At 41.7% G+C, this 23,304-nt stretch carries 21 protein-coding genes; 15 read left to right on the plus strand and 6 right to left on the minus strand.

The window, feature by feature from the left end; translation table 11 throughout:
• The first annotated feature begins 39 nt into the window (after positions 1-39).
• From G3255_RS03535 to G3255_RS03570, 8 genes are all read left to right on the plus strand, one after another.
• On the plus strand, positions 40-1,500 hold the full coding sequence (locus G3255_RS03535; protein ID WP_211653314.1) for an ATP-binding protein: 1,461 nt from the start codon (positions 40-42) through the stop codon (positions 1,498-1,500).
• Between the two features lie 439 nt (positions 1,501-1,939).
• A complete protein-coding gene (locus G3255_RS03540) occupies positions 1,940-2,863 on the plus strand; it encodes a restriction endonuclease (protein ID WP_249222056.1) in 924 nt (307 codons plus the stop codon).
• 34 nt (positions 2,864-2,897) lie between these two features.
• On the plus strand, positions 2,898-3,137 hold the full coding sequence (locus tag G3255_RS03545; RefSeq protein ID WP_211653315.1) for a hypothetical protein: 240 nt from the start codon (positions 2,898-2,900) through the stop codon (positions 3,135-3,137).
• 157 nt (positions 3,138-3,294) lie between these two features.
• Complete coding sequence (locus G3255_RS03550) at positions 3,295-5,154, plus strand: PDDEXK-like family protein (RefSeq protein WP_211653316.1); 1,860 nt, start codon at positions 3,295-3,297, stop codon at positions 5,152-5,154.
• A 15-nt stretch (positions 5,155-5,169) separates the two neighbouring features.
• Positions 5,170-5,979: a hypothetical protein gene (locus tag G3255_RS03555; RefSeq protein ID WP_211653317.1), complete on the plus strand. Its 810-nt coding sequence runs from the start codon at positions 5,170-5,172 to the stop codon at positions 5,977-5,979.
• A 166-nt stretch (positions 5,980-6,145) separates the two neighbouring features.
• Entirely contained in the window at positions 6,146-6,952 is an 807-nt protein-coding gene (locus G3255_RS03560) for a bacteriochlorophyll 4-vinyl reductase (protein ID WP_211653318.1), read from the plus strand.
• Positions 6,953-7,067: 115 nt separating this feature from the next.
• Positions 7,068-7,766, plus strand: coding sequence for a DUF4085 family protein (locus G3255_RS03565; RefSeq protein ID WP_211653319.1), 699 nt, complete (start codon positions 7,068-7,070; stop codon positions 7,764-7,766).
• Between the two features lie 45 nt (positions 7,767-7,811).
• Positions 7,812-8,672 carry an SAV1803-related protein gene (locus tag G3255_RS03570; protein WP_211653320.1) on the plus strand — a complete coding sequence of 287 codons (861 nt, stop codon included), beginning with the start codon at positions 7,812-7,814 and terminating at the stop codon, positions 8,670-8,672.
• A 159-nt stretch (positions 8,673-8,831) separates the two neighbouring features.
• Here G3255_RS03570 and yfkAB read toward each other — a convergent pair whose 3' ends face one another.
• Complete coding sequence (gene yfkAB, locus G3255_RS03575; RefSeq protein WP_211653321.1) at positions 8,832-9,962, minus strand: radical SAM/CxCxxxxC motif protein YfkAB; 1,131 nt, start codon at positions 9,960-9,962, stop codon at positions 8,832-8,834.
• Positions 9,963-10,184: 222 nt separating this feature from the next.
• Between yfkAB and G3255_RS03580 the strand changes: the two genes are divergently transcribed.
• Positions 10,185-10,511 carry a hypothetical protein gene (locus G3255_RS03580; protein WP_211653322.1) on the plus strand — a complete coding sequence of 109 codons (327 nt, stop codon included), beginning with the start codon at positions 10,185-10,187 and terminating at the stop codon, positions 10,509-10,511.
• Between the two features lie 286 nt (positions 10,512-10,797).
• Here the strand turns inward: G3255_RS03580 and G3255_RS03585 are convergent, their stop codons facing one another.
• From G3255_RS03585 to G3255_RS03605, 5 genes are all read right to left on the minus strand, one after another.
• The gene (locus tag G3255_RS03585) at positions 10,798-10,998 is read right to left on the minus strand and encodes a helix-turn-helix transcriptional regulator (RefSeq protein WP_211655746.1); all 201 of its coding nucleotides are present in this window, start codon (positions 10,996-10,998) and stop codon (positions 10,798-10,800) included.
• Positions 10,985-11,518 (minus strand): DUF6773 family protein, encoded by a 534-nt coding sequence (locus G3255_RS03590; protein ID WP_211653323.1) that lies wholly within the window; start codon positions 11,516-11,518, stop codon positions 10,985-10,987. Before G3255_RS03590 ends, G3255_RS03585 begins: the two co-directional genes overlap by 14 nt.
• Positions 11,519-11,742: 224 nt before the next feature.
• On the minus strand, positions 11,743-13,272 hold the full coding sequence (locus G3255_RS03595; RefSeq protein ID WP_211653324.1) for an FAD-dependent monooxygenase: 1,530 nt from the start codon (positions 13,270-13,272) through the stop codon (positions 11,743-11,745).
• A gap of 264 nt (positions 13,273-13,536) precedes the next feature.
• The gene (locus tag G3255_RS03600) at positions 13,537-14,421 is read right to left on the minus strand and encodes an oxidoreductase (protein ID WP_211655747.1); all 885 of its coding nucleotides are present in this window, start codon (positions 14,419-14,421) and stop codon (positions 13,537-13,539) included.
• A 259-nt stretch (positions 14,422-14,680) separates the two neighbouring features.
• Positions 14,681-15,637, minus strand: coding sequence for a calcium/sodium antiporter (locus G3255_RS03605; RefSeq protein ID WP_211653325.1), 957 nt, complete (start codon positions 15,635-15,637; stop codon positions 14,681-14,683).
• Between the two features lie 313 nt (positions 15,638-15,950).
• On the opposite strand from G3255_RS03605, the gene G3255_RS03610 reads away from it, so the two are divergent.
• The 6 genes from G3255_RS03610 (at position 15,951) to G3255_RS03635 (ending at position 23,088) form a co-directional block, all read left to right on the plus strand.
• Entirely contained in the window at positions 15,951-16,277 is a 327-nt protein-coding gene (locus tag G3255_RS03610; protein ID WP_211653326.1) for a hypothetical protein, read from the plus strand.
• A 407-nt stretch (positions 16,278-16,684) separates the two neighbouring features.
• Positions 16,685-17,866, plus strand: a complete 1,182-nt coding sequence (locus tag G3255_RS03615; RefSeq protein WP_211653327.1) for an IS256 family transposase — start codon at positions 16,685-16,687, stop codon at positions 17,864-17,866.
• A gap of 83 nt (positions 17,867-17,949) precedes the next feature.
• Positions 17,950-18,891 carry a hypothetical protein gene (locus G3255_RS03620; RefSeq protein ID WP_211653328.1) on the plus strand — a complete coding sequence of 314 codons (942 nt, stop codon included), beginning with the start codon at positions 17,950-17,952 and terminating at the stop codon, positions 18,889-18,891.
• A gap of 33 nt (positions 18,892-18,924) precedes the next feature.
• The gene (locus tag G3255_RS03625; protein ID WP_249222214.1) at positions 18,925-19,392 is read left to right on the plus strand and encodes a hypothetical protein; all 468 of its coding nucleotides are present in this window, start codon (positions 18,925-18,927) and stop codon (positions 19,390-19,392) included.
• A gap of 365 nt (positions 19,393-19,757) precedes the next feature.
• Positions 19,758-21,797, plus strand: a complete 2,040-nt coding sequence (locus G3255_RS03630) for a glycosyltransferase family 4 protein (RefSeq protein ID WP_211653329.1) — start codon at positions 19,758-19,760, stop codon at positions 21,795-21,797.
• Entirely contained in the window at positions 21,787-23,088 is a 1,302-nt protein-coding gene (locus G3255_RS03635; RefSeq protein ID WP_211653330.1) for a glycosyltransferase, read from the plus strand. The genes G3255_RS03630 and G3255_RS03635 overlap by 11 nt, the downstream gene beginning before the upstream one ends.
• Positions 23,089-23,304 lie beyond the last annotated feature (216 nt).

Below are 23,304 nucleotides of genomic sequence, written 5' to 3' on the forward strand. Positions count from 1 at the left end.
ACCAACTTGTATTGATTTAGAGCAATTAGGGGGGATCAAATGAATCGATCAACAGAATATTTAGAAAGTCTTTTAAATGAACTGAGAGCATTACCGAAGGAAACAGGGTGGGTAGAATTTAAGGGCAATAACCAAGATCCTCAAACAATCGGTCAGTATATTTCTGCCCTTAGTAATACTGCCGCGTACATTGGGAAATCACATGCCTACTTGGTCTGGGGAATTGAAGATGAGACACACGAGATTATAGGGACTACTTTTAAACCTAGTCAAACTAAGAAAGGAAATGAAGAGTTAGAAAGTTGGTTATTAAGGCTGCTGTCTCCCCGGATAAATTTTATTTTTTTCGAATTGAAAACAGAAAAAGGTGAAGTAGTCATACTGGAAATTGAAAGAGCCATGCATTCGCCTGTCCGATTTGAGAATAGAGAATTTATACGTATTGGTTCTTATAAAAAACCACTCTCTGAACATTCACAAATTGAAAGAGAGTTATGGCGGATTTTCGATAAGACACCATTTGAAAACATGATTGCAAAAGCTAATGTTGACGAGGAAACAGTCTTGAAATTATTGGACTACACTTCTTACTTTTCTTTACAAGGAATGCCTGTTCCTAAAAACAATAAATTAGTTTTTGAACGTTTAATGGCAGACGAAATGATTGAAAAAAACGAGGTAGGTCTATGGAATATTACTAATTTAGGAGCAATTCTATTCGCTACCACTCTTTCTGCATTTCCAAATTTAAAACGTAAATCTGTAAGAGTGATAGTGTACTCAGGAAAAGGTAAATTAGAGACTTTGAGAGAGCAAGAAGGTGCCAAAGGCTATGCCAGTGGTTTTGAAGGTCTAATTCAGTTTATTGATAATTTATTGCCTAGAAATGAAGTCATTAAGAAAGCTTTGAGGCAAGAAGTTTTGATTTATCCGGAATTATCAGTGCGTGAATTAGTTGCAAATGCTATTGTTCATCAAGACTTTTCTCTAACTGGGACAGGTCCAATGATAGAAATATTTGAGAATCGTATGGAAATTACTAATCCGGGAGTGCCATTGGTAAATGTGGATCGTTTTTTAGACAGTCCCCCACGCTCCAGAAATGAAGCTTTGGCTTCATTTTTGAGAAGGGTTGGAGTATGTGAAGAAAGAGGAAGTGGTTTCGATAAAGTTGTTGCTCAAACAGAAACATATCAATTACCGCCACCCACTGTAGAAGTTTCTAATAATCATACGAGAGTTACTCTTTATGCACCAAAGTCTTTTTCGAATATGGAATTGGAAGAAAAAATTCATGCTTGTTATTTGCATGCATGCTTGAAGTATGTAATGAGAGAGCAATTAACTAATGCGACTCTAAGAGCGAGGTTTGGTTTGAAAGATGCTGAAAAAAGTAAAGTTTCAAGGTTAATCAAGGAAGCAGTAGCAGTAGGGAAAATAAAACCTATGGATCCTGACACAGCTCCGAGACATATGAAGTATGTACCGTTTTGGGCTTAAAAAGAATTTAAGTTGCTTGTAAGTTGCATTACAGTTTAAAAAGTATTGAAGACAATAGAAAATTCACATTTAAAAGGTCGTTCTTAAGCGGAATTTAAGTTGCGCTTAAGTTGCAGCACGGTCAAAAGATTGGAATTAATAAATTGTTTCCACATAGTTAATCTTTCAATTCTTTCATAGTGCTAAATAATATATTTAGGAATCGCGCACCTATTTTTAAAAATTCTAAACGATTCCGACAATACATTACAATAAAATCCCTCCCCTATGTAACAGACAATTTCATTTGTTCACCAAACTTGAATGAAGAATCCGTAAAACTCAGTAATGGAAAAGATTCTTCATGTATTTTCATGTTTTGGCGTAAACAGTCATAAATGTATACGTAATAGATACAATGAACTAGATAGACTTATGAGATCTCAAGTGAATGCTATAAATGAAAGTAGGTGTATTGATGATTCCAGGATACCAAGAATTTATGTATCCATTATTGAAACTTCTTGAAGATCGAAATGAACACACTTTGCGTGATGCTTATATTCAGTTGGCTGATGAATTTAACTTATCAGAAGAACAGAGAGAAAAATTGCTGCCAAGTGGTAAGCAGAAGATCTTGCATAATCGCATTGGCTGGGCGAGAACCTACCTGAAGAAAGCGGGATTATTGAAAATCGTCCGTAGAGGAGTCTTTGTTATTACAGAAGCAGGGCTGGATGTATTAGAGAATCCACGAGTTATAGCTATTGATAATGCCTTTCTCATGCAATATGAAGAGTTTCGTGAATTTAAAAACAAAGAAAAAATTATTGCGCCACCTAAAGTGGATCCTGATGATAATTCCATTACACCTTTGGAAAAAATCGAGCAAAGTTATGCAGTCCTAAAAGATGAGATAAAAGAAGAATTGTTAGAGAAAGTGAAGAGCGGGACCCCACTGTTTTTTGAAAGAATAGTGGTAGAGCTGTTGGTCGCAATGGGGTATGGTGGTTCGATGAAAGATGCTGGCCAAGCGATCGGCCGCTCAGGCGATGAAGGAATAGACGGCATAATTAAAGAAGATATTCTTGGTCTCGATATGATTTATCTCCAAGCAAAACGTTGGGAAAATACTGTCACCCGTCCAGAACTTCAAAAATTTGCTGGAAGTCTAGACGGCCAGCGTGCTAAAAAAGGTGTATTTATCACCACATCTAACTTCTCCGAGGGTGCTAAAGATTATGTGAATATGATTGATAAAAAGATTATTTTAATTGATGGGGATGCGTTGACTGATTATATGTTCGCCTACAATATCGGGGTTAGCCAAGAAGAGTCTTTTGTTATTAAAAAAGTAGATGAAGATTTTTTTGAAAGCGAATAATTTTATAGAGCACGTTTAAAGACGGGGGATTTATATGAAATTAGTAGGTAAGAGCATTGTGATAGCGAGCTTTAGTATGAGTTTATTTCTAACCGGCTGTTCATTTGATAAAGAGACGTATGGCCTCACGAATAAAGAATACAAGCTGGTTGATAAATATTATGACGCCGACAAAATGGTCCAAGATTTAGAGAAGCTAGGTTATAATGATGCCGCTATTTCTGCGGAACTAAATGCAGCGTTAATGCAAGTGAAAAGAGAAACAGGAAATTGAATAGAAGCTAGAGCGTTTTTGGAAAAAAAGAGTTTAAGTATGAGAACTTACGATGTCGAGTCGTAGGTTCTTTTCTGTATATTCTAAAAAACGCTGAAATATTTGAGAAGAATGATAAAATTAAAGGTAAATATCACCAAAAGTTGAGGAGCTTACTATGACCCACTCACTAGAACAAATCGCACAACTCGAACACTCAAAAGAATTCGCACGGCTTCACCAAAAGTTCCATCAGTTTAATCCGCTGAAAGTGTTGCGGGTGGATCAGTTTGAAATCCGCCACTCGAACATCTTGGCGTGGCTCCTTGATCCGAACGAAACGCACCAGCTCGGCAGTTTCTTTTTGAAGAAATTGCTCACGCGTCTTGTGATGCGTGCGGAGAACGAAGAAAAAGGGGAGAGCATCGACTTTTTGTCGTTTCTTTATAGTTCATTCCATGATGCGGAAGTGTCGCGAGAAGTAAAGACGCATACGAACCGGATGATTGATCTGCTTGTCCATGTGCCATCACAGAAACTGGTGCTCGTTATCGAAAACAAATTCCATGCTGGTGAGTCAGACGGACAGCTCATGGATTATTTGGCTTATGCGAAAGGTGAGTTCCAAGAGCCTGGCTATACAGTGTTGCCGATCTTTTTGACACTGGCAAATGAGGAGCCATCAGATAATAGCTATTTACTCCTAGGCTATGAAGATGTGCTCGAGATTATCGAGCAGCAACTCGAGTTCTCGAAAGAAACGACCGCAGATGCCATCTATGATTTTTTATCGTTTTACATAGAAGTCCTGAAAGAGCAATTGGTCCATGACGTGGAATCGGTGGAACTGGCGCTGACAGTGTATGAGGAAAATAAAAACGCCATCGATTTCCTGTTCTTGAGCCAGAATGATAATTTCAAGAAACAGGCGGTCTATAAAGGCCTGTACAAGCAGCTTGCCAAGTTGGATGATTCGGAGAAAGCGGCGCTGCGGAAGATCTATGGCGCTAAGAAAAAGACAATCGATTTTGTCTTCAATATCGGCGGTAATGTCATTCGGGAAGCGTTTCTCGATTTTGTCAAAGAAGCGGCCATGCCGCAAGAAGCCTATACGGCGCATATCCGTTTCCCGCACTTCATCTTGCCGGATTGGTTTGATTTCCAGGAGATACTCGGTGAACCGGCATCTGTGTATTGGCTCGGTCAGGCGTTCATCATTTGGTTCGAACGACAAGTCGGTGAGCGCTTGAAAGTTACCGTTGAAGTCGGGCCGATTCCGTATGAAGAGAGGCTTCGCTTGCTGACGGAGTTGGAAAAGCGGGGCGTCAGCTTCCAGCAGAGCGGTAAACAGGAAGGGAAACGGTATACAAGAATTTATACGGCCTGGACAGATGTTGGCGATTGGGCATCCAAGCAGGAAGTGCTGAAGAGCATGTTCGTGTTGTATGATGCACCGGAACTGAATGATTTGTTCCGGAAGATTGCGGATTCAGTGGAGGCAATGTCAGACGACGAAGAAGCTGTATTGGTGGAGAGAGAAGTTGTGTCATTCAAAAGAGAACGCGCCACTTTTTCTCCGCAAGCCTTCCGTCAATTTTGCGAAGCACAAGGCATCAATGAAGACGAGCGTAAATACCATTACAGAAGCCCTTCCTTTATCTTGCCGTCATTCTCCCGCTTGAAAGAGCGCTTTGGTGAAACCCGCATTAACTGGTGGTGGCAAAACGGACCGTTCCTGATCTGGTTCGAACAATTGCGGGACGGCCGCCTGAAACTGGTCTTGGAGCTTGGTCCATTGTATGGTGAAAAACGTGTCTCGTTAATTGAAGAATTGGAAGCGTATGGATTGGAATTCAAACCGGCTTCCAAGCAAAAAACTGCGAAATACACACGGCTTTTCACGAACACGAAAGTAATTGATGACTGGCAGGACGATAGCCGAGTGGCTGATATGATGACGAGATTGTATGAGGATCCGAAGCTGCAGGAAGTGCTGCAGATTATTGAGATGATTAGCTTGGAGAAATCAGGTATATAGGGAAAGAGGGGAAGTATGTTACTGGACCAGATTTTTAGTTCGATGACGTCAGTATTCGAAGCTGATCCACTTACGATATTTGTATTATTAGTCATTACTAGTTTATTTTTATGGTTAACCAAAGAAATTCGCCTTCATCTAGATAAGGAAAGGACTTGGCAACAAAACGAAATAAGAAAATCCTTAGAGGTCTTCTCGAAAATTTTAGTGGAGGGGGAAAAGTATAAAACAACAAAAAATTTAGCTGGTTTTTATGAGGCTGTGTACTCGTCCATTCCATTTATAGAGCACCAATTAGTAAAGGAAATTCTAGCTGAAATAAATCATGATACTAAAAATAATGAAGAAAAGGTACTAGGAATCACTGAACTAGTCCAAGAAAAAACGAGTTTACTTAGTGCGAAAAATAAAATATATTCTACTTCGAAATTTCTTTTCGAAGATGTTGAAAAGTTTTTCTCAAGACTTTGGAAAATTATTGAACCGTCGATTTTATCTTTTTTCATCATTTATTCCGCTCTATTTGTTTGGCTGATTACCTATGCTTGGGAGAATCAATTTTGGATAATGATAAAATTGATATGTTTGTTTATGAGTTTTATGCTAACAGTTCTTACAGGTGACCTAATTATTAAAAGTGAAAAAATAAACGGTCCAATAACACTTTTTGGATTAAGCGCCATCCTCTCTTTCATGACAGTTATAACATCTGAAAAAAATACTTGGATTCCTCTTAGCTTGTTTTTAATCTTAATCGTTTCTGCAATTTATTTTGGAACAAAAGATAAAAAAGATTATGAGACTGTAAGTACTAGTGAGAAATAGAAGAATTAGATATAAGAAATACTGATTTTTCGTCAGGTGAAAGTTGAAATAAAAACTTAAGCGAGCTTGAAAAAATTATATTCTGTAAAGAAACAAAATAGCCTAGATATATTAATTAAGAAATGTAGTTTTGGTTAAGCGGTATTCTATAAATGGAGGAATTCGAATGGCACGAGAAGTACAAGAGAAGCATATTGACATATTTTATGCCACTATAAAGACAGCTTTAAATACTCCTGGGGTCAGGATACAACGAAATGATTTTTTGATGAAACAACTTAGTAAACACTTCCCCAAAGATGTAGTAGATGAAGCAATTTTAAAGAATCCAGCAAGTGCTGGTATCACAAAGAAAGAGATAGAAAAAATTGCAGTATCGTGTATTAAATATGAAAAGATGAAAGTCACATCACTTTCTGCAGCAGCAGGAATTCCAGGCGGATTTGCAATGTTTGGAACCGTTCCAGCAGACACCGCTCAATACTTTGCCCACGTTATTAGAGTGATGCAAAAACTTGTTTATTTATATGGATGGGAAGAGTTATATGATTCAGAAGAAGGCTTCGATGATGAAACGATGAATAGAATTACTCTTTTTATGGGTGTTATGTTTGGCGTCTCTGGTGCTAATGCAGCGATCAACCAAATCGCAAAAATAGCAGCGGTGAATGTCGAGAAGAAAATTGCAAGAAAAGCTCTTACTAAAGGCGCCATTTATCCTTTAGTTAAAAGAGTTGCTGGTGTTATAGGTGTAAAGATGACTAAAGAGATATTTGCCAAAGGGATAGGAAAAACGATTCCTTTTGTTAGTGCAGCCATTTCGGGTGGAATGACTTACACAACATTTAGTTCAATGACAAGTAATTTGAAAAAGCACCTTAAAGACCTTCCTATAGCCGATGAGAAATTTTATGACTCTTTCAATCTGAAAGAAAAGGACATTATTGATGTTGAATTTGAGGAAATATTATAGAACGAAGATGATTTAAATTGGAATGTAAAATAAAGATGTCGATGAATTGAGGTTGGCTTCACTGTTTTTGAGTTTATCGACTTAAGGGAAACGGAAAAGAAAGAAGGCTGAATAGATGAAATACTTCACGAAAGATTGGTATGAAGAAATGCAGGTTGCCGGTTTTCTCGTATTGCCGGAGACAGAAGAAGATTGGAAAGAGGAAGTGGATTATTACCGTGAGGAAGGAAAAGATTTGCGAGAGTTGAACTTGCGCAATCTGGATGATATGCGGGAAAGTTTGATGCGCTACTTGCCAGAGACGTTTCATCCATATATCCACGACGGCACACTGGTGACAGAATACCCGACGCCAGAGCTGCGCATGCTCGTTAACCGATGGGAACGGGATTACGAGCGGCGGATGGAAGAGTTGAGTGACCGGTATCAGCAACATTTTGAATCGATCAAAGCGGAGCTTCCACCGAATGCGGTCGAGCTCGTGGAGAATGGGCTGCATGATGCGGTCGTCCGTTCTGTCGAAAAGCCCTCTGAAGACCAGCTAATCCTGACGCTCGATTGCAGTGGAGGATTCCATTATTTCACCGATGTCCGATTCACTTTTGAAGGGGTGACTTATTCAAATGTTCCGGCTGATTTCAAAGGTGCTTGGTGGCTGTATGACGAAATTTATAAAACAGAAGATGGCTTCGAACTTCATACATTGTTTGATTCCCCAATGACCGAAACAGTGATCCGTGCATGCGATGTGAAAATCGAGACGCTGAAGTTGCCGCTGATGCGCCGGCTGAAGAATTGGTATGGAGGAAGGTAAATAGCTAGCTATAATTTTTTATAACCAAGATTAGGGGTCATATCGATGGACAGTAATAAAGAATACTTGGTCTTATTATCTAAGAGTTATGAAGAAGCAATCGAATTGTTGCTTCAAAAATACGGTCCTGCACAAGATGATTATTTCAGGGAAGCTTCATACCAGAGGTTTATGAACGGAGAAATAAAGAACATTACAAAAGGTAAATTCTCGAGAACAACTGAAGGTCTATATTGCCATCATATAGATGAAATCAAATGGTTAAAGATATCTGATCAAGATTTTGTGAAAGAATATGGTATCCCCTTTGAGACCCAAATAAAAAACAGATTAGTATATTGTGACTTGGCAGAGCATACGATTCTGCACGTATTGATAACAAAGGAAACTTCTTTTGCATATGGCTACTCAGGATACGAAGTGTTTTTAAAAAGGCTGATGGAAGAATGGTACCTTGATGAAAGAAAGCCCAATCCGGACTGGATGAAACGATGTTATATGAAGTCGTTTCTGAAGCCTCAACAAGCATTTGAATTGATTAAAGAAATGCAAAGGGTATTAGGAGAAAGTTATTTTAATACCTTAGAAGATTATTTTGAGGGAAAGAAGAAAAGGGAAGAACAATTACAACAGTGGAAAGAACAGCGAAAGCAAAGACGAATAGACGAGAGGGCACGTTGGATTGAGGTTGCAAAGCAATTACATCATAAGAGTCCTAGATATGACATTGTCATTGCCAGCTATTTTATTTGCGTAGAATATAGAGATGTAATGGATTTATCAAAACAAGCCACTACTTTAAAAGAGTATGATCGCGAGATGAAAAAATATAGAAAAGAAGAAATATTGGATGAGCTTTTGATGTATATAGAAAGTCTTCCTGAAAGCCACAATATTTTGGAGTGAGCCACATCCGTCTGCCGCCGTAAACTTTTCCAGCTTTTCCTTTGCTTAAAAGGCTGTTGCGGTAATTGATGTGGATTTGAGACAACTCTTTAAATACATTTCTTGAAACGCAAAAACCCGATCCAGCGTAAAGTTTCCACGCCGGATCGGGTTTTTCATTTAAACGGTAATTTTTGATTTTTGAACAGTAAAATCGATGTCCGGATAGTAGGCGTCTTTCACCAATAAATTCGGGCCGAGGCATTTGGCGGCTGGGCAGTGGCAGGCGATTGTTTTGGCTAATGGCCGCTCCAGCCAGCGGTCGAGCATTGTGGGCAGGGAATCGTGCTGGATATTGCCCATGGCTGGTGTGTCGCCGAAATCGGTGACGATGACTTCGCCGGTGAAGATATTCACATTGAGCCGTGAGCGTCCGTCCGGGTCATTGCGGACGGTGACGTTTTTGCTTGAGTGGATGCGGTTCAGGAGTTGAATGTCTTCGTCGTTTTGGCTGCACGGGTAAAACGGCAATGTACCAAAGAGCATCCAGACATTTTCATCGCGGGCATCGAGTAATTCGTGGATCGCTGTTCTCGTTTCATCGAGAGACAGCACTTCCAATTGGCTGGCGAAATCGCTCGGGTACATCGGATGCACTTCGTGGCGCGCGCATTTCATTTCTTCAATGATTTGCTTATGTATGCTCTTCAGGTGAGGCAGGGTCCGCTTGTTCAGCATCGTTTCTGCCGAGACCATAACGCCTGCTTCTGCGAGTGCGCGGCTGTTGTCGATCATGCGCTGGAATTGTTCAGCCCGGCGTTCACGGGAAGGCTTGCGTTCCATATTGGCAAATCCGCCATCGACAAAATCATCGATGGTGCCCCAGTTATGGGAAATGTGCAGAACATCCAAATAAGGGGCGATTTCCATATAGCGGTCCAGCGGCATCGTCAAGTTCGAGTTCATCTGGGTGCGGATGCCGCGTGCATGGGCGTATTTCAGGAGAGGCAAGACATAATTGGCGACCGATTTTTTCGAAAACATCGGCTCTCCGCCCGTCAAACTGATGGTCCTCAAATCAGGGATTTCATCGAGGCGCGAAAAGAGCAGCCCGATCGGCAGCGCGTCCGGATCTTTGTGCTCAAGCATATAGCCGACCGCACAATGTTCACAGCGCATATTGCATAAATAAGTCGTAGTGAATTCGATGCTGGATAAGGTCAGTTTCCCGTGGTCTTCGATATCCATATACGCTTCCCATGGATCGTATTGAGGGGTGATTTGTTTAAGTGTTGTTGCCTGGTTTTCCATATGTATCGTACTCCTAATCATTTTTTCGACTCTTAAGTATGCGCTTTTCCTGTGGCTCACGCAAGAGCTTGTTGTAACGTGCCATGAAGGATGTGAACTATCTTCATTTGTTCTTTTATCATTTTTTAACTAAATATTCTATTTTTTTGAGCTCTTTACTAGTAATCAAACGTTTGTTCCGATATATTAAAAGCATATCACTATGGAATGAGGTGCGTTTCGATGGTGCTAGCGATCAAAGAAGTGAACGGATTCGAAAAGGGTATGGAATATACGAGGGAGCTTGAGTTTTTGTCATGCTTTACAAACGACGAGCATCGGGTAGTCTCTTTAATAGATACAGATGGCAATGTTTTTTATTGGACGACTACGGAAGGCTCGCCTGAATATCGAAACTTCCGGTTAAAAGCCACTTATACATTTAAAGTGAGTTATATATCGACCATACTGGGCCCTTCAAGCCCGAAGGTCATTATTGCCGACTTGAAGGATCTATCAGCCAGAAAAAATATGTATGGCAAGGCAAGGCGCTTCAAATTAAATGCTTGATTCAAATAAATCATCGCCCTGTGTCAAAGGCGATTCAGTGTATACATGGTAATTGCATATAAAATAAGCCGTATCCAGAAACCTGCGTGGTGAATGGATGCGGCTTTTGTATGTGATTTGAATGAGTTGGATATCCGTGGAGGTGCTGAAAAAAACACCTTCCGCTGAACGACTCGCACTTTCATGCGGGTGTTTCAGGAAAGGTGATTTCATTGCTTTATCGATTTTACTTCGCTCCGAAAGCCACAATAAAAGAGTGGTATGGAACCACTCCAGTCGGGGATATTTATTCAGGTTCTTGCCAAAACAAATCATCCAGCGTTCGGCCGAGTGTATGGCAGATTGCCAAGCAAAGAGTCAGCGTCGGATTATACTTGCCTAATTCAATGAGACCGATTGTTTGGCGGGACACACCGATTCGGTCTGCAAGTTCAGCCTGGGATAAATCATGTTCGATCCGAGCCAGTTTGAGCTTAATATTTTTCATCGTTATCACCAGATTCATCATGGAGCATTCTGTCTATGGATCTCTCGCTGTTTCTCTTAAGGAGTTCATTTCCGCCTACCATGAAAATAAGGAAAAAGGGTGAGTAAATCATTAAAGAAACAAGAGCAGTCAGAAAGAAATAATAGATGCTCTGAAGCAGGCCGTCTGCGTATTGAACGGCACTGTTTATACCAAAGACAAGAGCAATAACGACACCGAGCGTGATACTTGCGACCAGATTTTTCTTTTGTTGCGGCCATTTGCTTTCGCGATCATGCATTTCAATCTCAGCGGAAAATACACCCAGTCTTGTTGATCGATAAACAAAGTAAACAGCGCTTAAGAATAGGATTAATAATTCTGTGGTGACGCTTTCGATACCAAGTTGATAAATAAAATATTTGAAGACAATTGAAACCACTGCGATCACCATTACCAAAATATGAATTTCAGCATAAATTTTATTTTTAGTATTTGTGATCCGTTCATCCTTAATTCCTGATTTTTTAAAGAGTCCCATGATGTACGCCTCCTTTACCATTTAAAGTAAGTGTACTTAATAATGAACCAAAAAGCAATATATATACGTCTTTTTGGAATTTAAATTATTCTTTTAGTCATATATATTATTGTGAAAGGATGATTAAAAATATTGAAATCACAGGTAAATTTCTTTAATAAAGTAGTAAGAGGCTAGATAAATGATCCATTATGGATTCATTCCTCTAGCCTCCTTTATTATTTTCACTTCGCTCCAAAAGCCACAATCCCAAAAGACTCCAAATACATGTTCAACACACGCAGCCATTGCTTATCAGTCGCAAGCGCCACATGGCCATCCGGCCGGATCAGGTACAGTGCGTTTTGCTTGAATCCTGCGTCTTTCATTTTCGCTTCCCAAGGAAACTCATGGAGTTCAAGCGAATGGGAGCGGGCAAAGTCGATGAGTTCAGGAGTCGCTTTTCCGTAGATATGGATTTGCCAATCGACAGAGCGCAGCGGCGCGAAATTATCGCCGTTTGCGGTTTCGATCCACGGTAAGCGCATGCCGGCGAAGATTTTGCCGGCTTTGCCTTTACTTAAGAGGCTGCTGCGGTAATTGATGTGGATTTGGGATAAAATTTTGAATGCGTTTTTTGAGGCGAACGAAAATTTGAATACTGATGGCAAGGCGTAAGGCACGGCATACTCCCTCAGCAAAGTCCCGGGCAGTTTTTGATTGACGATCGTCTGGAACGCTTTGTCGGTCGTCGCGATTAAGCGGCGCGCAAAGGCGATACGTTCTTGTTCGTAAGTGCCGAGTATCATAGAATCGGCTTTTCCTTGAACGACTGCCGCGAGTTTCCATCCGAGATTGATGGCGTCCCCAATGCCGGTGTTCATGCCTTGTCCGCCGGTCGGGCTGTGCAAGTGGCCGGCGTCGCCCAGGATAAAGATGCGCCCTTTGGTGAATTTTTCGCTGACGCGGTTATGGACGCGGTAGGTCGAAAACCAATTGACCTTGGATGCCTTCACACCGATTTTATTTTCAACATAATCGGTGATTTCGCTGTACTGAACATCGGTGCGTTCGTTGAATTCCTCGGGCACGATGCCGAGTATGCGTTTCGTGTGGGCGTTGCGGACGTTCATATAGAGCATGAAGCCGTCATTGTCCATGTACATGTCCATTTTTTCCATGTCGTCTACCGGCTCTGCAGTTTCGATATCGGCGACAAAGAACAATTGCTTGTACGTGCCGCCCGGAAAGTCGAGGTCCAGTCCTTTTCGGACCATGCTGCCGGCGCCGTCGCATCCGCATAGATAGGCGAATTCCGCTATTTCCACCGGCTCTCCAAGCTGCTGCATGACAGTGTTCACGCCATCTTCTGTATTTTCAAACGAAATCAACTCGGTGTTCCATTCCACTTCAACGCCGATCTTGCTTAATTCGTCGACGAGAATTTCTTCGTGATCGTCTTGCGGCAAGCTCAAGATAAACGGAAACGGGCTCTGTCCTTTGCCAAGCTCATGGAATTTCACTTGGGCCCGTACTTTTTTGCCGTCGCTGACATCGAGCGATAAAATCGGATGTCCGCGCTTGATGTTGCGTTCGGCGAGGCCGAATTGCTCGTAATGCTCCAAGATGCGCGCATGGACTGCGAGCGCACGTGAAGCGGTACCGGTTCCTGAATTTCGATCGATGATGCGAAACGGCACGCCTTGACGCGCCAGGCTATAGGCCAGAGCCAAGCCAGTGGGGCCCGCTCCGACGATTAAGATTTGTGGGTTCATGATATAGACCTCCTAATGAGTATCACGCCTGTTGATAGATTTGAATTAACGTATCGGGTAAAGCGATAAATTCGCGTATAAAAAAGTTGAAGCACGTGATACCGAACAAAAAACCTTGTACAGCTACTATATCCTTAATTGAGGGGTTTCAAGCATCAGCGTGTTCAATAAACGAAATGCCAGAAAAGCGTATGCAGAATTCCCTGGAAGGAGACCTCGCATACGCTTCTTTTTATTGTCTTTAACATGTTCAGTTCGAACGCATTAGTTATTGAAATCAAACGTGACACCGGTCAGTTGTTCTGACACGTTCCAGAGTTTCTGGCGGGCTGCCTCATCATTCACTGCCGGATCCGGCTTTTCTAACGTCGGATAGCCTCTGCGTTGGCCTTTGCCGTCGGGCCCGATGTATTCGCCGCCTGTGATGCCAGATGACGTCGCGGCATAGACGGTCGGAAGTGCGCCCATAGAGGGTGGCTGCAAGTAGCGGTTCATGAGTCCTTTGAAAATGCGGGGCATTTCTCGCCCGCCGATTTTAAATAGATTGGTCGAAGAAATCCCGGGATGGCACCCAATGCTCAGCGTCGATAAACCATGTTGTTTGAGGCGCTTATCGAGTTCTGTTGCGAACATCAAATTCGCCAGTTTGCTTTGGCCATAAAATTTCATCGCTTTATAGCCTTTTGAGCCGTCCAGGTTATCAAAGTCAATGGCGGCATTGCGGTGTGCCAGACTGCTGAGTGTCACTACCCGCGAATTCTCGGTGTGAATCAGCAACGGCAAGAGCAGGCCAGTCAAGGCAAAATGTCCAAGATGGTTGCTGCCGAACTGCAGCTCAAAGCCGTCTTTCGTCTTCGCATAAGGTGGCGTCATCACGCCGGCGTTATTGACCAGCAAATCGAGTGAATCGAAGCGGCTGATGAACGTCTCGGCAAAAGCACGCACGCTCTCCAAATCGGACAAGTCGAGTTTCATGACCTCAATAGGTGCCTTGGGAGATTCTTCTCTAATTTCTTGTTCAGCTGCCTTTCCTTTTTCGAGATCACGGACAGCCAAGATGACCCGTGCGCCTAAGCGGACGAAGGTTTTAGCCGTTTCCAGTCCGAGTCCGCTATTGGCCCCTGTGATAATAGCCGTTTTTCCTGTCATTGTATTAAATTCCACAAGCTCAGCTCCTACTAGTGTGATAGATTCTACTAACATGTACCCTAATGTAGCTTTTGATAATCGGGTGAGAAAATGTCCCTGTGCACGAAACAATTCTAAACGATTCTGACAATACGCTACAATTTATGCTGTATGCATTATGGATTCAGGGCGGAGTTTTTTCATATTCTTGATTGGTGAAGTCATAGAAGAAAGAGCAGCACCTATAAAACTAGGCGCTGCTCACATTTGTTTGGTCTGGTTAATTGCGCACAATGATAAATACTAAATAAGCGACATAGATGGCGGCCAAGAGTCCACCTTCGATCCTCGAAACCGTGTACTTGGTTCTGGAGAGAACCATCAACAAAATGGTCACAGCGATCATCAGAAAGATGTCCGTAAAGATTTTCGAGTCGACGGTTAACGGGTGAATCACGGCTGAACTGCCCAACACAAAAAAGATGTTGAAGATATTGCTGCCGATGATATTCCCTAAGGCGATGTCGACTTGTTTTTTCAAAGCGGCGGTTATCGAAGTGACCAGCTCGGGGAGAGACGTGCCCACCGCGACGATCGTCAAGCCGACCAAAGTTTCGCTCATTCCGAGTGAAAGGGCGATTTGGACACTGTTATCGACGACGAGGCTGCCGCCGAAGATGATGCCGGCAAGTCCGCCTATGGTTAACAGTGAATTTTTCAGCCTGGATTTGTTCGCGGTGTTAGCGTGCGTGTCTTCATTACTCCGGCGGTCTTTCCGTGCCACTTCGAAGATATAATAGAGAAAGATGGCGAAGAACAATAGCAGCACAATGCCTTCCGTTCTGGTGATGAGATTGCTGTCCAAAGATTGGAGCTGCTGGTCGCTGATCAGGACGAGCAATGCCACTGCACTGAGCAAGGCGAACGGGATTTCTTTACGGATCGTGTCGCTCTGGACCATCAACGGGAAAACGAGCGCAGTGGCCCCTAAGATGAGCGTGATGTTGAAGATATTGCTGCCGACAACGTTCCCGATCGCGACTTCACTGCTTCCTTCCAAAGCGGCGATGAAGCTGACGGACGCTTCTGGGGCGCTGGTGCCGAAAGCGACAACCGTCAAGCCGATCAATAACGGCGATACTCTCAAACTTTGCGCTATTTTTGACGCTCCTTCTACAAAAAAGTCGGCGCCTTTGATTAACAGCGCGAAGCCGACTAACAATAAAACGTAAGTCATCAGGCAATCACTTCCTTCCTGTTTTTCTGTTTATAGGACTTGCTCCTTTCTATGACCATACGCTTTAAACGAGTTCAAAACCAATAAAAACCGACACTGTTTAGCGGGGTGAAGGATCGAATCCACTGTCTTTTATTCGCGTAAATAGGTTGCAGGATTGAGCCGCTCCGGAGAAATAAAATTTAAACAAGGAGCAAGCAGAACAGCGTGATAGAATAACAGAGAGTGAAACAGAAAATAAACGGAGTTGCCTTGTCTAATCGGAAGTGCAGCAACCATAAATGATAGATGAGTTGAAAGGATGGATAGCCAAATGAACAAAATGGTAGAACAAAAAATGAACGAGATGACAGACGTCTTTAACAGCCTGCCGAATTGCCGGGTTGAGACAAGTGAGGACGGCAAGGTTTTGATCTTAAGCGACACCCCGGTTCCTTGGAGTGACACGCTAGAGAAAAAGGATGCGCATTCGGAATATAAAATCGGATCCATCACGCCTCATAAAGCGGCGCTCGGCCTCTATATCGATTTCCCACATAATTTGTTGGATATTGACCGGGTGGAAGACATCGTTGATCCTAATATTACCTTGACATATGTTGAGGCAGGCAGTAAGGCTTCAAACGTGAAAAGCTGGTGAAATCTATGAAAAAAATGGAGCATGGTTTGTTATATTCGAAGAACTTAATTTTGGGCATAATGTTTTTATTATTAATATTAGAAGCGATAGAACTCCTGTCTAAAGGCCATTCTCTTGTCATAGGCTGGTCCTTAGTGTTATTTGCATTAATAATTATAATCGCTACATATTGCAAATTTAATATGATGGATAAAAAATTAGAGTCCAAAAAAATAATGTCAAGAAAATCAAAGATAGAAAAACTAATCATGTTAATTTCTATTAATAATATCCCATTACTCTTCATATTTTGTCGTTTCGCTATGAGAGCGTAAAATATCTTGTGTAAATGAATAAATAGAAAAAGGAAGACCTTTTCTTGTAGAATTAAGTCACCACAACCAATTCACAGAAAAGAGGCCTTCCCTATGACTCAGTTTACAACAGATATTATGCAAGCTCTAGTAAAAAAAGAAGACATCTCCGAAGTTTTTCGCAAACATTTGGAGACGGCGGTGAATACACTTCTTCAAACGGAACTAACAGCGTTCCTGGATTACGAAAAATACGACCGCATCGGGTTTAATTCCGGCAACTCACGCAATGGTGTCTACACGCGGACACTCCATACGGAGTATGGGGATTTAGAGCTTTCGATGCCACGGGACCGGAACGGCGAATTCAACCAACAGACGGTCGCTCCGTACAAGCGCTCAAACGATACGCTGGAAGCCTTCGTTATTCATATGTTTCAAAAAGGCGTGACCATGTCCGAGATTTCGGACCTGATCGAGAAAATGTACGGCCATCATTACACGCCACAAACCATTTCCAATATGACGAAAGTCATGAGCGAACAGGTCGAGGCGTTTAAATCTCGTCCGTTAGAACAGCGTTACGCGTGTGTCTATCTGGATGCAACTTACATTGCCCTCAAGCGCGACACGGTCTCGAAGGAAGCCGTCTATATTACGATTGGCATCCGAGAGGACGGCTCAAAAGAAGTCTTGGCCTATACAGTGGCACCTACGGAATCCGCATTTGTTTGGGAAGAAGTCCTGTTGGACTTGAAAGAGCGCGGTGTCGAAGAGGTGCTTTTGTTTATCTCCGACGGCTTAAAAGGCATCACCGATCGCATCTTCGCGGTCTTTCCCGATGCTCAATATCAGGCGTGCTGCGTCCACTTGTCGCGTGGGATCCGCCACAAAGTTCGCGTTACCGATCGCAAGGAGATTCTGGATGATTTCAAATCGGTCTACCGGGCAGAGAACCAAGAACTGGGTGAAAAAGCGTTGAAAGCCTTTGTCGACAAATGGAAAACGGCCTATCCCAAAGTGGCGAAATCGTTGGAAGCGAATCCCTATATTTTCACTTTCTACAGCTTCCCAAAATCCATTTGGCGAAGCATCTATTCAACGAACCTGATCGAATCGTTCAACAAGAACGTAAAGAAATACAGCAAGCGCAAGGAGCAATTTCCGAACGAAGATTCCTTGGATCGCTTCCTGGTTTCCCAGTTCGAAATCTATAACCAGAACTTCTCCACCCGTTGCCATATCGGATTCGATCAAGCTCGTGCAGAGCTGACTGAGATGTTCAAGCAAGCCTAATCGATATACATACAAGAAAAGGATTTACTTATTTACACATAATTATTGACGGTCTCTTCGCTATAATTTTAGTTGGAACTTCTATGTATCTTGAACTTACGATTATAAAAATTAATCTTTCACTATGGATTATCGGGTATTTTATATTTTTTTTCTTTACCTATTTCTTGCACTTCTTTATATATCGACTGACCTTAAAAAAACTAGAAGTTAAATCTATTCATCTCGAAAAAAGTATTTTTAAGTATTTATTAAAAAATAAAAAATTAATAATCTTAGGCATTATATCACCTGATTACATGTTTGCTTACTTGTACAAAGAAGTTTTAGATGATAATTATGATAAAGATTTTTGTGAAATAAGAAAGAAGAAGTATTATCACGACTATAAAGCACAGAAAATCAAATGCGAATTGATTGGTGAACGGTATGAATGTGAAATTCACGAAAAAAAGAAGAAAAGAAAGTTGTTTATAATTTATAGTAATTGGGCCAATTTAATTGTCACTTCCTACTTTACTCTATTCGCTATTTTCAACTTATACGAAGACTTTATACCGAAATATTTTATAGATCTTGTAATAGTTATTATTATCACGCGTACATTGTCTCGAGTTATAGAAATTATTTATGCTTTTTACAATGACGTTGTTTCACCTAGCATGAGCTCTAATCTGGAATTCGGTGAAAGAACATCGAATCTTAAAAGATGGAACAGAATATCTTTAGCTATACATAGTTATGTAGAAGTCACTTTGTTATTTGCATTAATTTATCATTTGCTCAAAACTACATTTGAAGGTTCAAACGAAGAATATATTAATACCATTCTTTACAGTTTTTCAGTTTCAGCATTTAATGTATCATTTCCAGAAAGTTTATATACCTTTGAGAACTTTTTTCATGTTGTACAAATTGGGACTAGCATGACACTAGTTATTTTAGCGCTTGCAAGTTATTTAGGGATACAAGATGAGATGAACAAGTATGAAAAAATCGATTGGAATAATAACAAGTATATTTAAGAAATAGTAAGGATGATAAATGAATTGAAAGGAATGGATAGCGAAATGAACAGAATGGTCGAACAAAAAATGAACGAGATGACAGACGTCTTTAACAGCCTGCCGAATTGCCGGGTTGAGACAAGTGAGGACGGCAAGGTATTGATCTTAAGCGACACCCCCGTTCCTTGGAGTGACGTGATTGAGAAGCGTGACGCGCATTCGGAATATAAAATCGGGTCCATCACGCCTCATAAAGCGGCGCTCGGTCTCTATATTGATTTCCCGCATGATTTGTTGGATATCGACCGGGTGGAGGACATCGTTGACCCTGAAATCACCTTGACTTACTTCGAGCCAGGAACCAAGACCTCGACCGCGAAAAGTTGGTGGCGGTTCCGGTCGGACGAAAAATTCGACAGCCTCCATATGGTTTTGAGAAAGACCGAGCTGGAGTTGTATGATTTCACGAGAGACGACTGGGTCGGATTGATGGAAGAGATCACGGCTGTTCATAAGTGAAGGGTAAGCTAGTCGTATGGCCGAGCTACAATAGCTTTTCTTCAAACACATAATAGATTTGCACACTTGCCGATTCAACCTGGCAGGTGTGTTTTTTTATTGTCCCGCACCCAGCAAGTGGCTTGAAGGAGTGAGGGGGAGCATATTGTATCCTTTCTATCTAATGGTCTAGTTAACTATGCAGGGCAAAAAATGATGTATAAGGAATAAAGTATATTTGCACCTAATTGCTTCAATATTTTTGGCATTAATTGGCATCGTTCGTTTTATTAAAAAGAATGAACAGACGTATGCGTATATAGTAGCACCTCCTGTGGTATAGAATAGGAAGAAACTAATCTGCTGAAAGCATCGGGGGATGAAAAATGAACGAATTTATTGAGTTCAGAAATCGTGTTTATGATAAGGAAAGTAACTATAGTTATCCTCTCCAATTTTTAGATGAGTACATAAATAACAGCAAGGCGATAAACTCCGATGAACAAAGAGTGGTCGAGCAAATTCGAACGATCAAGCAACTAGAGCTGGACAAGCAGCTAGGTGAACATGAAGTAGACGAATTGCTGTCGTTTTTGGGAGAGCATCCAACGACAGACCGCTTTATCGTAGATGCAGTTTTACATTTATTCCATGATGACAACAAGCAACTAATAGAGAGAAAAATAAAAGACTTATTCGTGAACCAACAGTACGATAGCCAAAAGCTCTATCATGTTTTAGACCTTTGTATTGAATGTGATATGGATATTTTAAGTGATAACGATATCTTATCTATGCTCCAGAAATACGAGCTGGATGTAGAAATCGTTTCCATCTTGCTGGACTATATCGTTCGCTTTAACAGACAGGAATTTAAAGACGCGATTTACAAATTATTAGCCATGGATTACCCGGATGGCATCAAGATCCAGGGAATCAATGCATTAATGAATTTGTATCCAACGGAAACTATCGATCAGTCCTTTATGGAGGAGCATGTAAGAAACAAGAAAAACCAGGTGTTTATTGATAGCTATATGGACTTTCTCAAGACAGATTTTACATTTGAAAAGCCAGGCGTTTCCATTTTGCAGTCGATGTTCTATGGGGATTTTGAAGATAGCGGAAAAGGGAATAATGGCGGCTTAGCCGTATTATTAAAAGGCTTGGGTGAAGAGATCTCGAAAGACAGCCGCATAGCTCATGTGTTTACGATTACGATCACTCAAGAATTGAATAAGCCCTTTATCAGCTCTCATGGCGATAAACACGTATTCATCAGGTTGCCGATTTATTTGGACCAGTCTCGATCAGACAAGTTCATCAAAAGAGAGTTGTTTATCAAACGGCAGATAGCCAATTACTTAAAACGCTCAAACATACAGCCCGATGTCTTTCATATCCGGTTTTTAGACAACGCGTCTAAAGCGGTGGCTCATTTAAGTGAGGAATTAAATAGCAAATTGGTCTTTACGCTAACGCCGGATCCGCACCGGAACATGTTTGAAGGTTCGGGTCAGTTAAAAGAACTCGGTTTCAACGAGCTTATCGAAAAACTGAACAAGATCAAAATAGGTGACGAATTAATCCACACAAGCAATGGAATCGTTGGGATTGGGAATGGAGATGTGAAAACGGAACTTGCGGTTTATTTCCCTCAATTTAAAGATGACCGTGTAAATGGAAAAATCAAAATGATCGGTGAAGGGATACAAACAGGCCAAACCATTGATGAAGAAGCGATCGCTGCCTATTCCAACCGCCACATCGAATGGAATGAAACCAATAAAGGCTTTTTTGAGAAGCCTGTCATCTTAAACGTCGGGAGATTGGCTGTGTTAAAAGGGCAGATGGAACTGTTAAAAGCGTGGGCAAACTCCAAGCTTTCGGAAACCCATAATCTGCTCATCATCGGCGGTGACCTGGAGCGGCCGAGCAAAGAAGAAGAAATGGTGATGGAGTTTTTCGAGGATTTCCTACAACAGCATCCCGAGTTCAAAGGCAGGTTCATCCATAAAGGGGCCATGTCGAATGTGGATATCAGATTGCTGGAAAGGGATATTATCAAAAGAGACTTTGACTATCCCCATATCTACCTGTGCTCCAGTGTGAAAGAAGAGTTTGGCATCGCTATTTTGGAAGCAATGTCGATCGGCTTCCTGACTCTCGGCCCAATCAAAGGCGGAGTGAAAAGTTATATGAAGAACGGGGAAAATGGGTTTTTGATCGACACAAGTAATGGCGAAACGATTGCCAAAGAAACGGAAAGCCATCTGTATGATCCTAAAATCGATAAAGACGCAGTGCAAAAAATTCAAGCTGCAGGACAGAAAACAGTAGATGAAAACTTTTCCATTCAAAAGATTTCACACGAGTTCGTGTCATTTTATTTGTCTTTAGAAGGAGCAAACGAAAATGAAGTATAAAAAAATCTTTGTCGTCAGTCCGCCATTTTATTCGCATTTTAACCCTTTGCTCGTGTTAGCCAAAAGTTTTCAGGAACAGGGTGCACAAGTGACAGTTGGCTGCAGCATCGAATTCAAGGAACAAATCCTGAAAGAGAATTTTGCTTTTTATGAAATCGACATCAGTTCCAATAAAAATACAGGGACCAGTGAAGACACCGTGCAGCCGGATACGGAGAGAATGAGATTAGAAGAATTCTTTGAGTCGACTAAAAAGGGGGCGGTGGAAACACTGATCACCCAGTCCCGCCACCGAAAGGCCGATATGCTGTACAATCCGCAAGAGCTCATCGACAAGATCAAGGCCATAGATGATTCCATGGATGTTGATCTCTATGTGGTGGACATCTTATCGTATTCGGTTACGCTGAGCTTGTATTTCTTGGGGGTGCCTTTTGTGACGTTTTGCCCGCCTCATCCCAACACCATTCCAAGAGATGGACGGTATTTCAATGTGCCGAAAAGCTGGCCTGAGGCGATAACGGTCGACGAAGAAGATCTGAAGAAGTTAAAGCAAGTTTCCACCCAAACGCAACAGGAGTTTACTGAAGTCTTTAACAATATTATCAGTGAAAATAAGTCGATTAAAAAAATCAGCAATGCGTTCAGTTTAGTGTCTGAAATCGCGGTGATCTACAACTATTTTGATTTCAACAATATCGAAAAAAGTGAAGAAAACCCGAAAGAGCTGTTTATAGGAAATTCATTTCAAGCGGTTGCCTTGGATGAAGAATGGATGGAAAAGATAGCTACAAAAGAAAAGAAAATCATGATCAGTTTGGGAACTTTTTTATCGAATAGAAAAGACGTACTGGAAAAACTGATCCTGTCGGCCAGGGAAAGTCATCCTGATGCGCTCCTGATCGTTTCGGCAGGCAGCCATTCGGAGGAATTACAAAAATACAGCTCGCCCAATACGATCATCGAAGGTTTTATCCCTCAAGTAGCGCTTATGCAATATGTAGATACCGTTCTCTTTCACGGTGGATGCAACACCTTGACAGAAGCGATGTACCACGGGAAAGAGATGGTCATCCTGCCATTTTCCAGCGATCAGTTTAATATCGCCTATGACATTGAAAAGCACAATTTAGGAAGAGTATTGGATCCGAATAATTTCAGCCAATTAGAATTAGCGAAAGCATTGGCTGAGCTAGAAGAAACTTCTAAAGACAATTTACGCTATTGGCGAAACGTCTCAAGAGACAGAGGCGCAGATTATGCGGTGAAGAAAATATTGGAGATTGAATAACATACAAATATATAGGCTGACTAGTAAGTCGATATTCCGCAAAACAGCTGCGCTTTCCGCGGGCTCGCGCCCAAGCCTCCTCGGTCTCTGCGCTCCCTGCGGGGTCTCGGTCGTCTCGCTTTACCGCAGGAAATGAATGAACGAAGCAGTGCTGAGTGCATTCATTTGCGACGCATCTGCCATGCAGATGTGGGAGCACAAGGGTTTTGATAGTGA

Source organism: Planococcus sp. MSAK28401 (assembly GCF_018283455.1).
Classification (GTDB): domain Bacteria; phylum Bacillota; class Bacilli; order Bacillales_A; family Planococcaceae; genus Planococcus; species Planococcus alpniumensis.

Bases quoted from the DNA above. Each gene is read 5' to 3' on its own strand.
- G3255_RS03535 (WP_211653314.1), top strand. From the start codon at position 40: ATGAATCGATCAACAGAATATTTAGAAAGTCTTTTAAATGAACTGAGA.
- G3255_RS03540 (WP_249222056.1), top strand. From the start codon at position 1,940: ATGAAAGTAGGTGTATTGATGATTCCAGGATACCAAGAATTTATGTAT.
- G3255_RS03545 (WP_211653315.1), top strand. From the start codon at position 2,898: ATGAAATTAGTAGGTAAGAGCATTGTGATAGCGAGCTTTAGTATGAGT.
- G3255_RS03550 (WP_211653316.1), top strand. From the start codon at position 3,295: ATGACCCACTCACTAGAACAAATCGCACAACTCGAACACTCAAAAGAA.
- G3255_RS03555 (WP_211653317.1), top strand. From the start codon at position 5,170: ATGTTACTGGACCAGATTTTTAGTTCGATGACGTCAGTATTCGAAGCT.
- G3255_RS03560 (WP_211653318.1), top strand. From the start codon at position 6,146: ATGGCACGAGAAGTACAAGAGAAGCATATTGACATATTTTATGCCACT.
- G3255_RS03565 (WP_211653319.1), top strand. From the start codon at position 7,068: ATGAAATACTTCACGAAAGATTGGTATGAAGAAATGCAGGTTGCCGGT.
- G3255_RS03570 (WP_211653320.1), top strand. From the start codon at position 7,812: ATGGACAGTAATAAAGAATACTTGGTCTTATTATCTAAGAGTTATGAA.
- yfkAB (WP_211653321.1), bottom strand. From the start codon at position 9,962: ATGGAAAACCAGGCAACAACACTTAAACAAATCACCCCTCAATACGAT.
- G3255_RS03580 (WP_211653322.1), top strand. From the start codon at position 10,185: ATGGTGCTAGCGATCAAAGAAGTGAACGGATTCGAAAAGGGTATGGAA.
- G3255_RS03585 (WP_211655746.1), bottom strand. From the start codon at position 10,998: ATGAAAAATATTAAGCTCAAACTGGCTCGGATCGAACATGATTTATCC.
- G3255_RS03590 (WP_211653323.1), bottom strand. From the start codon at position 11,518: ATGGGACTCTTTAAAAAATCAGGAATTAAGGATGAACGGATCACAAAT.
- G3255_RS03595 (WP_211653324.1), bottom strand. From the start codon at position 13,272: ATGAACCCACAAATCTTAATCGTCGGAGCGGGCCCCACTGGCTTGGCT.
- G3255_RS03600 (WP_211655747.1), bottom strand. From the start codon at position 14,421: ATGACAGGAAAAACGGCTATTATCACAGGGGCCAATAGCGGACTCGGA.
- G3255_RS03605 (WP_211653325.1), bottom strand. From the start codon at position 15,637: ATGACTTACGTTTTATTGTTAGTCGGCTTCGCGCTGTTAATCAAAGGC.
- G3255_RS03610 (WP_211653326.1), top strand. From the start codon at position 15,951: ATGAACAAAATGGTAGAACAAAAAATGAACGAGATGACAGACGTCTTT.
- G3255_RS03615 (WP_211653327.1), top strand. From the start codon at position 16,685: ATGACTCAGTTTACAACAGATATTATGCAAGCTCTAGTAAAAAAAGAA.
- G3255_RS03620 (WP_211653328.1), top strand. From the start codon at position 17,950: ATGTATCTTGAACTTACGATTATAAAAATTAATCTTTCACTATGGATT.
- G3255_RS03625 (WP_249222214.1), top strand. From the start codon at position 18,925: ATGGATAGCGAAATGAACAGAATGGTCGAACAAAAAATGAACGAGATG.
- G3255_RS03630 (WP_211653329.1), top strand. From the start codon at position 19,758: ATGAACGAATTTATTGAGTTCAGAAATCGTGTTTATGATAAGGAAAGT.
- G3255_RS03635 (WP_211653330.1), top strand. From the start codon at position 21,787: ATGAAGTATAAAAAAATCTTTGTCGTCAGTCCGCCATTTTATTCGCAT.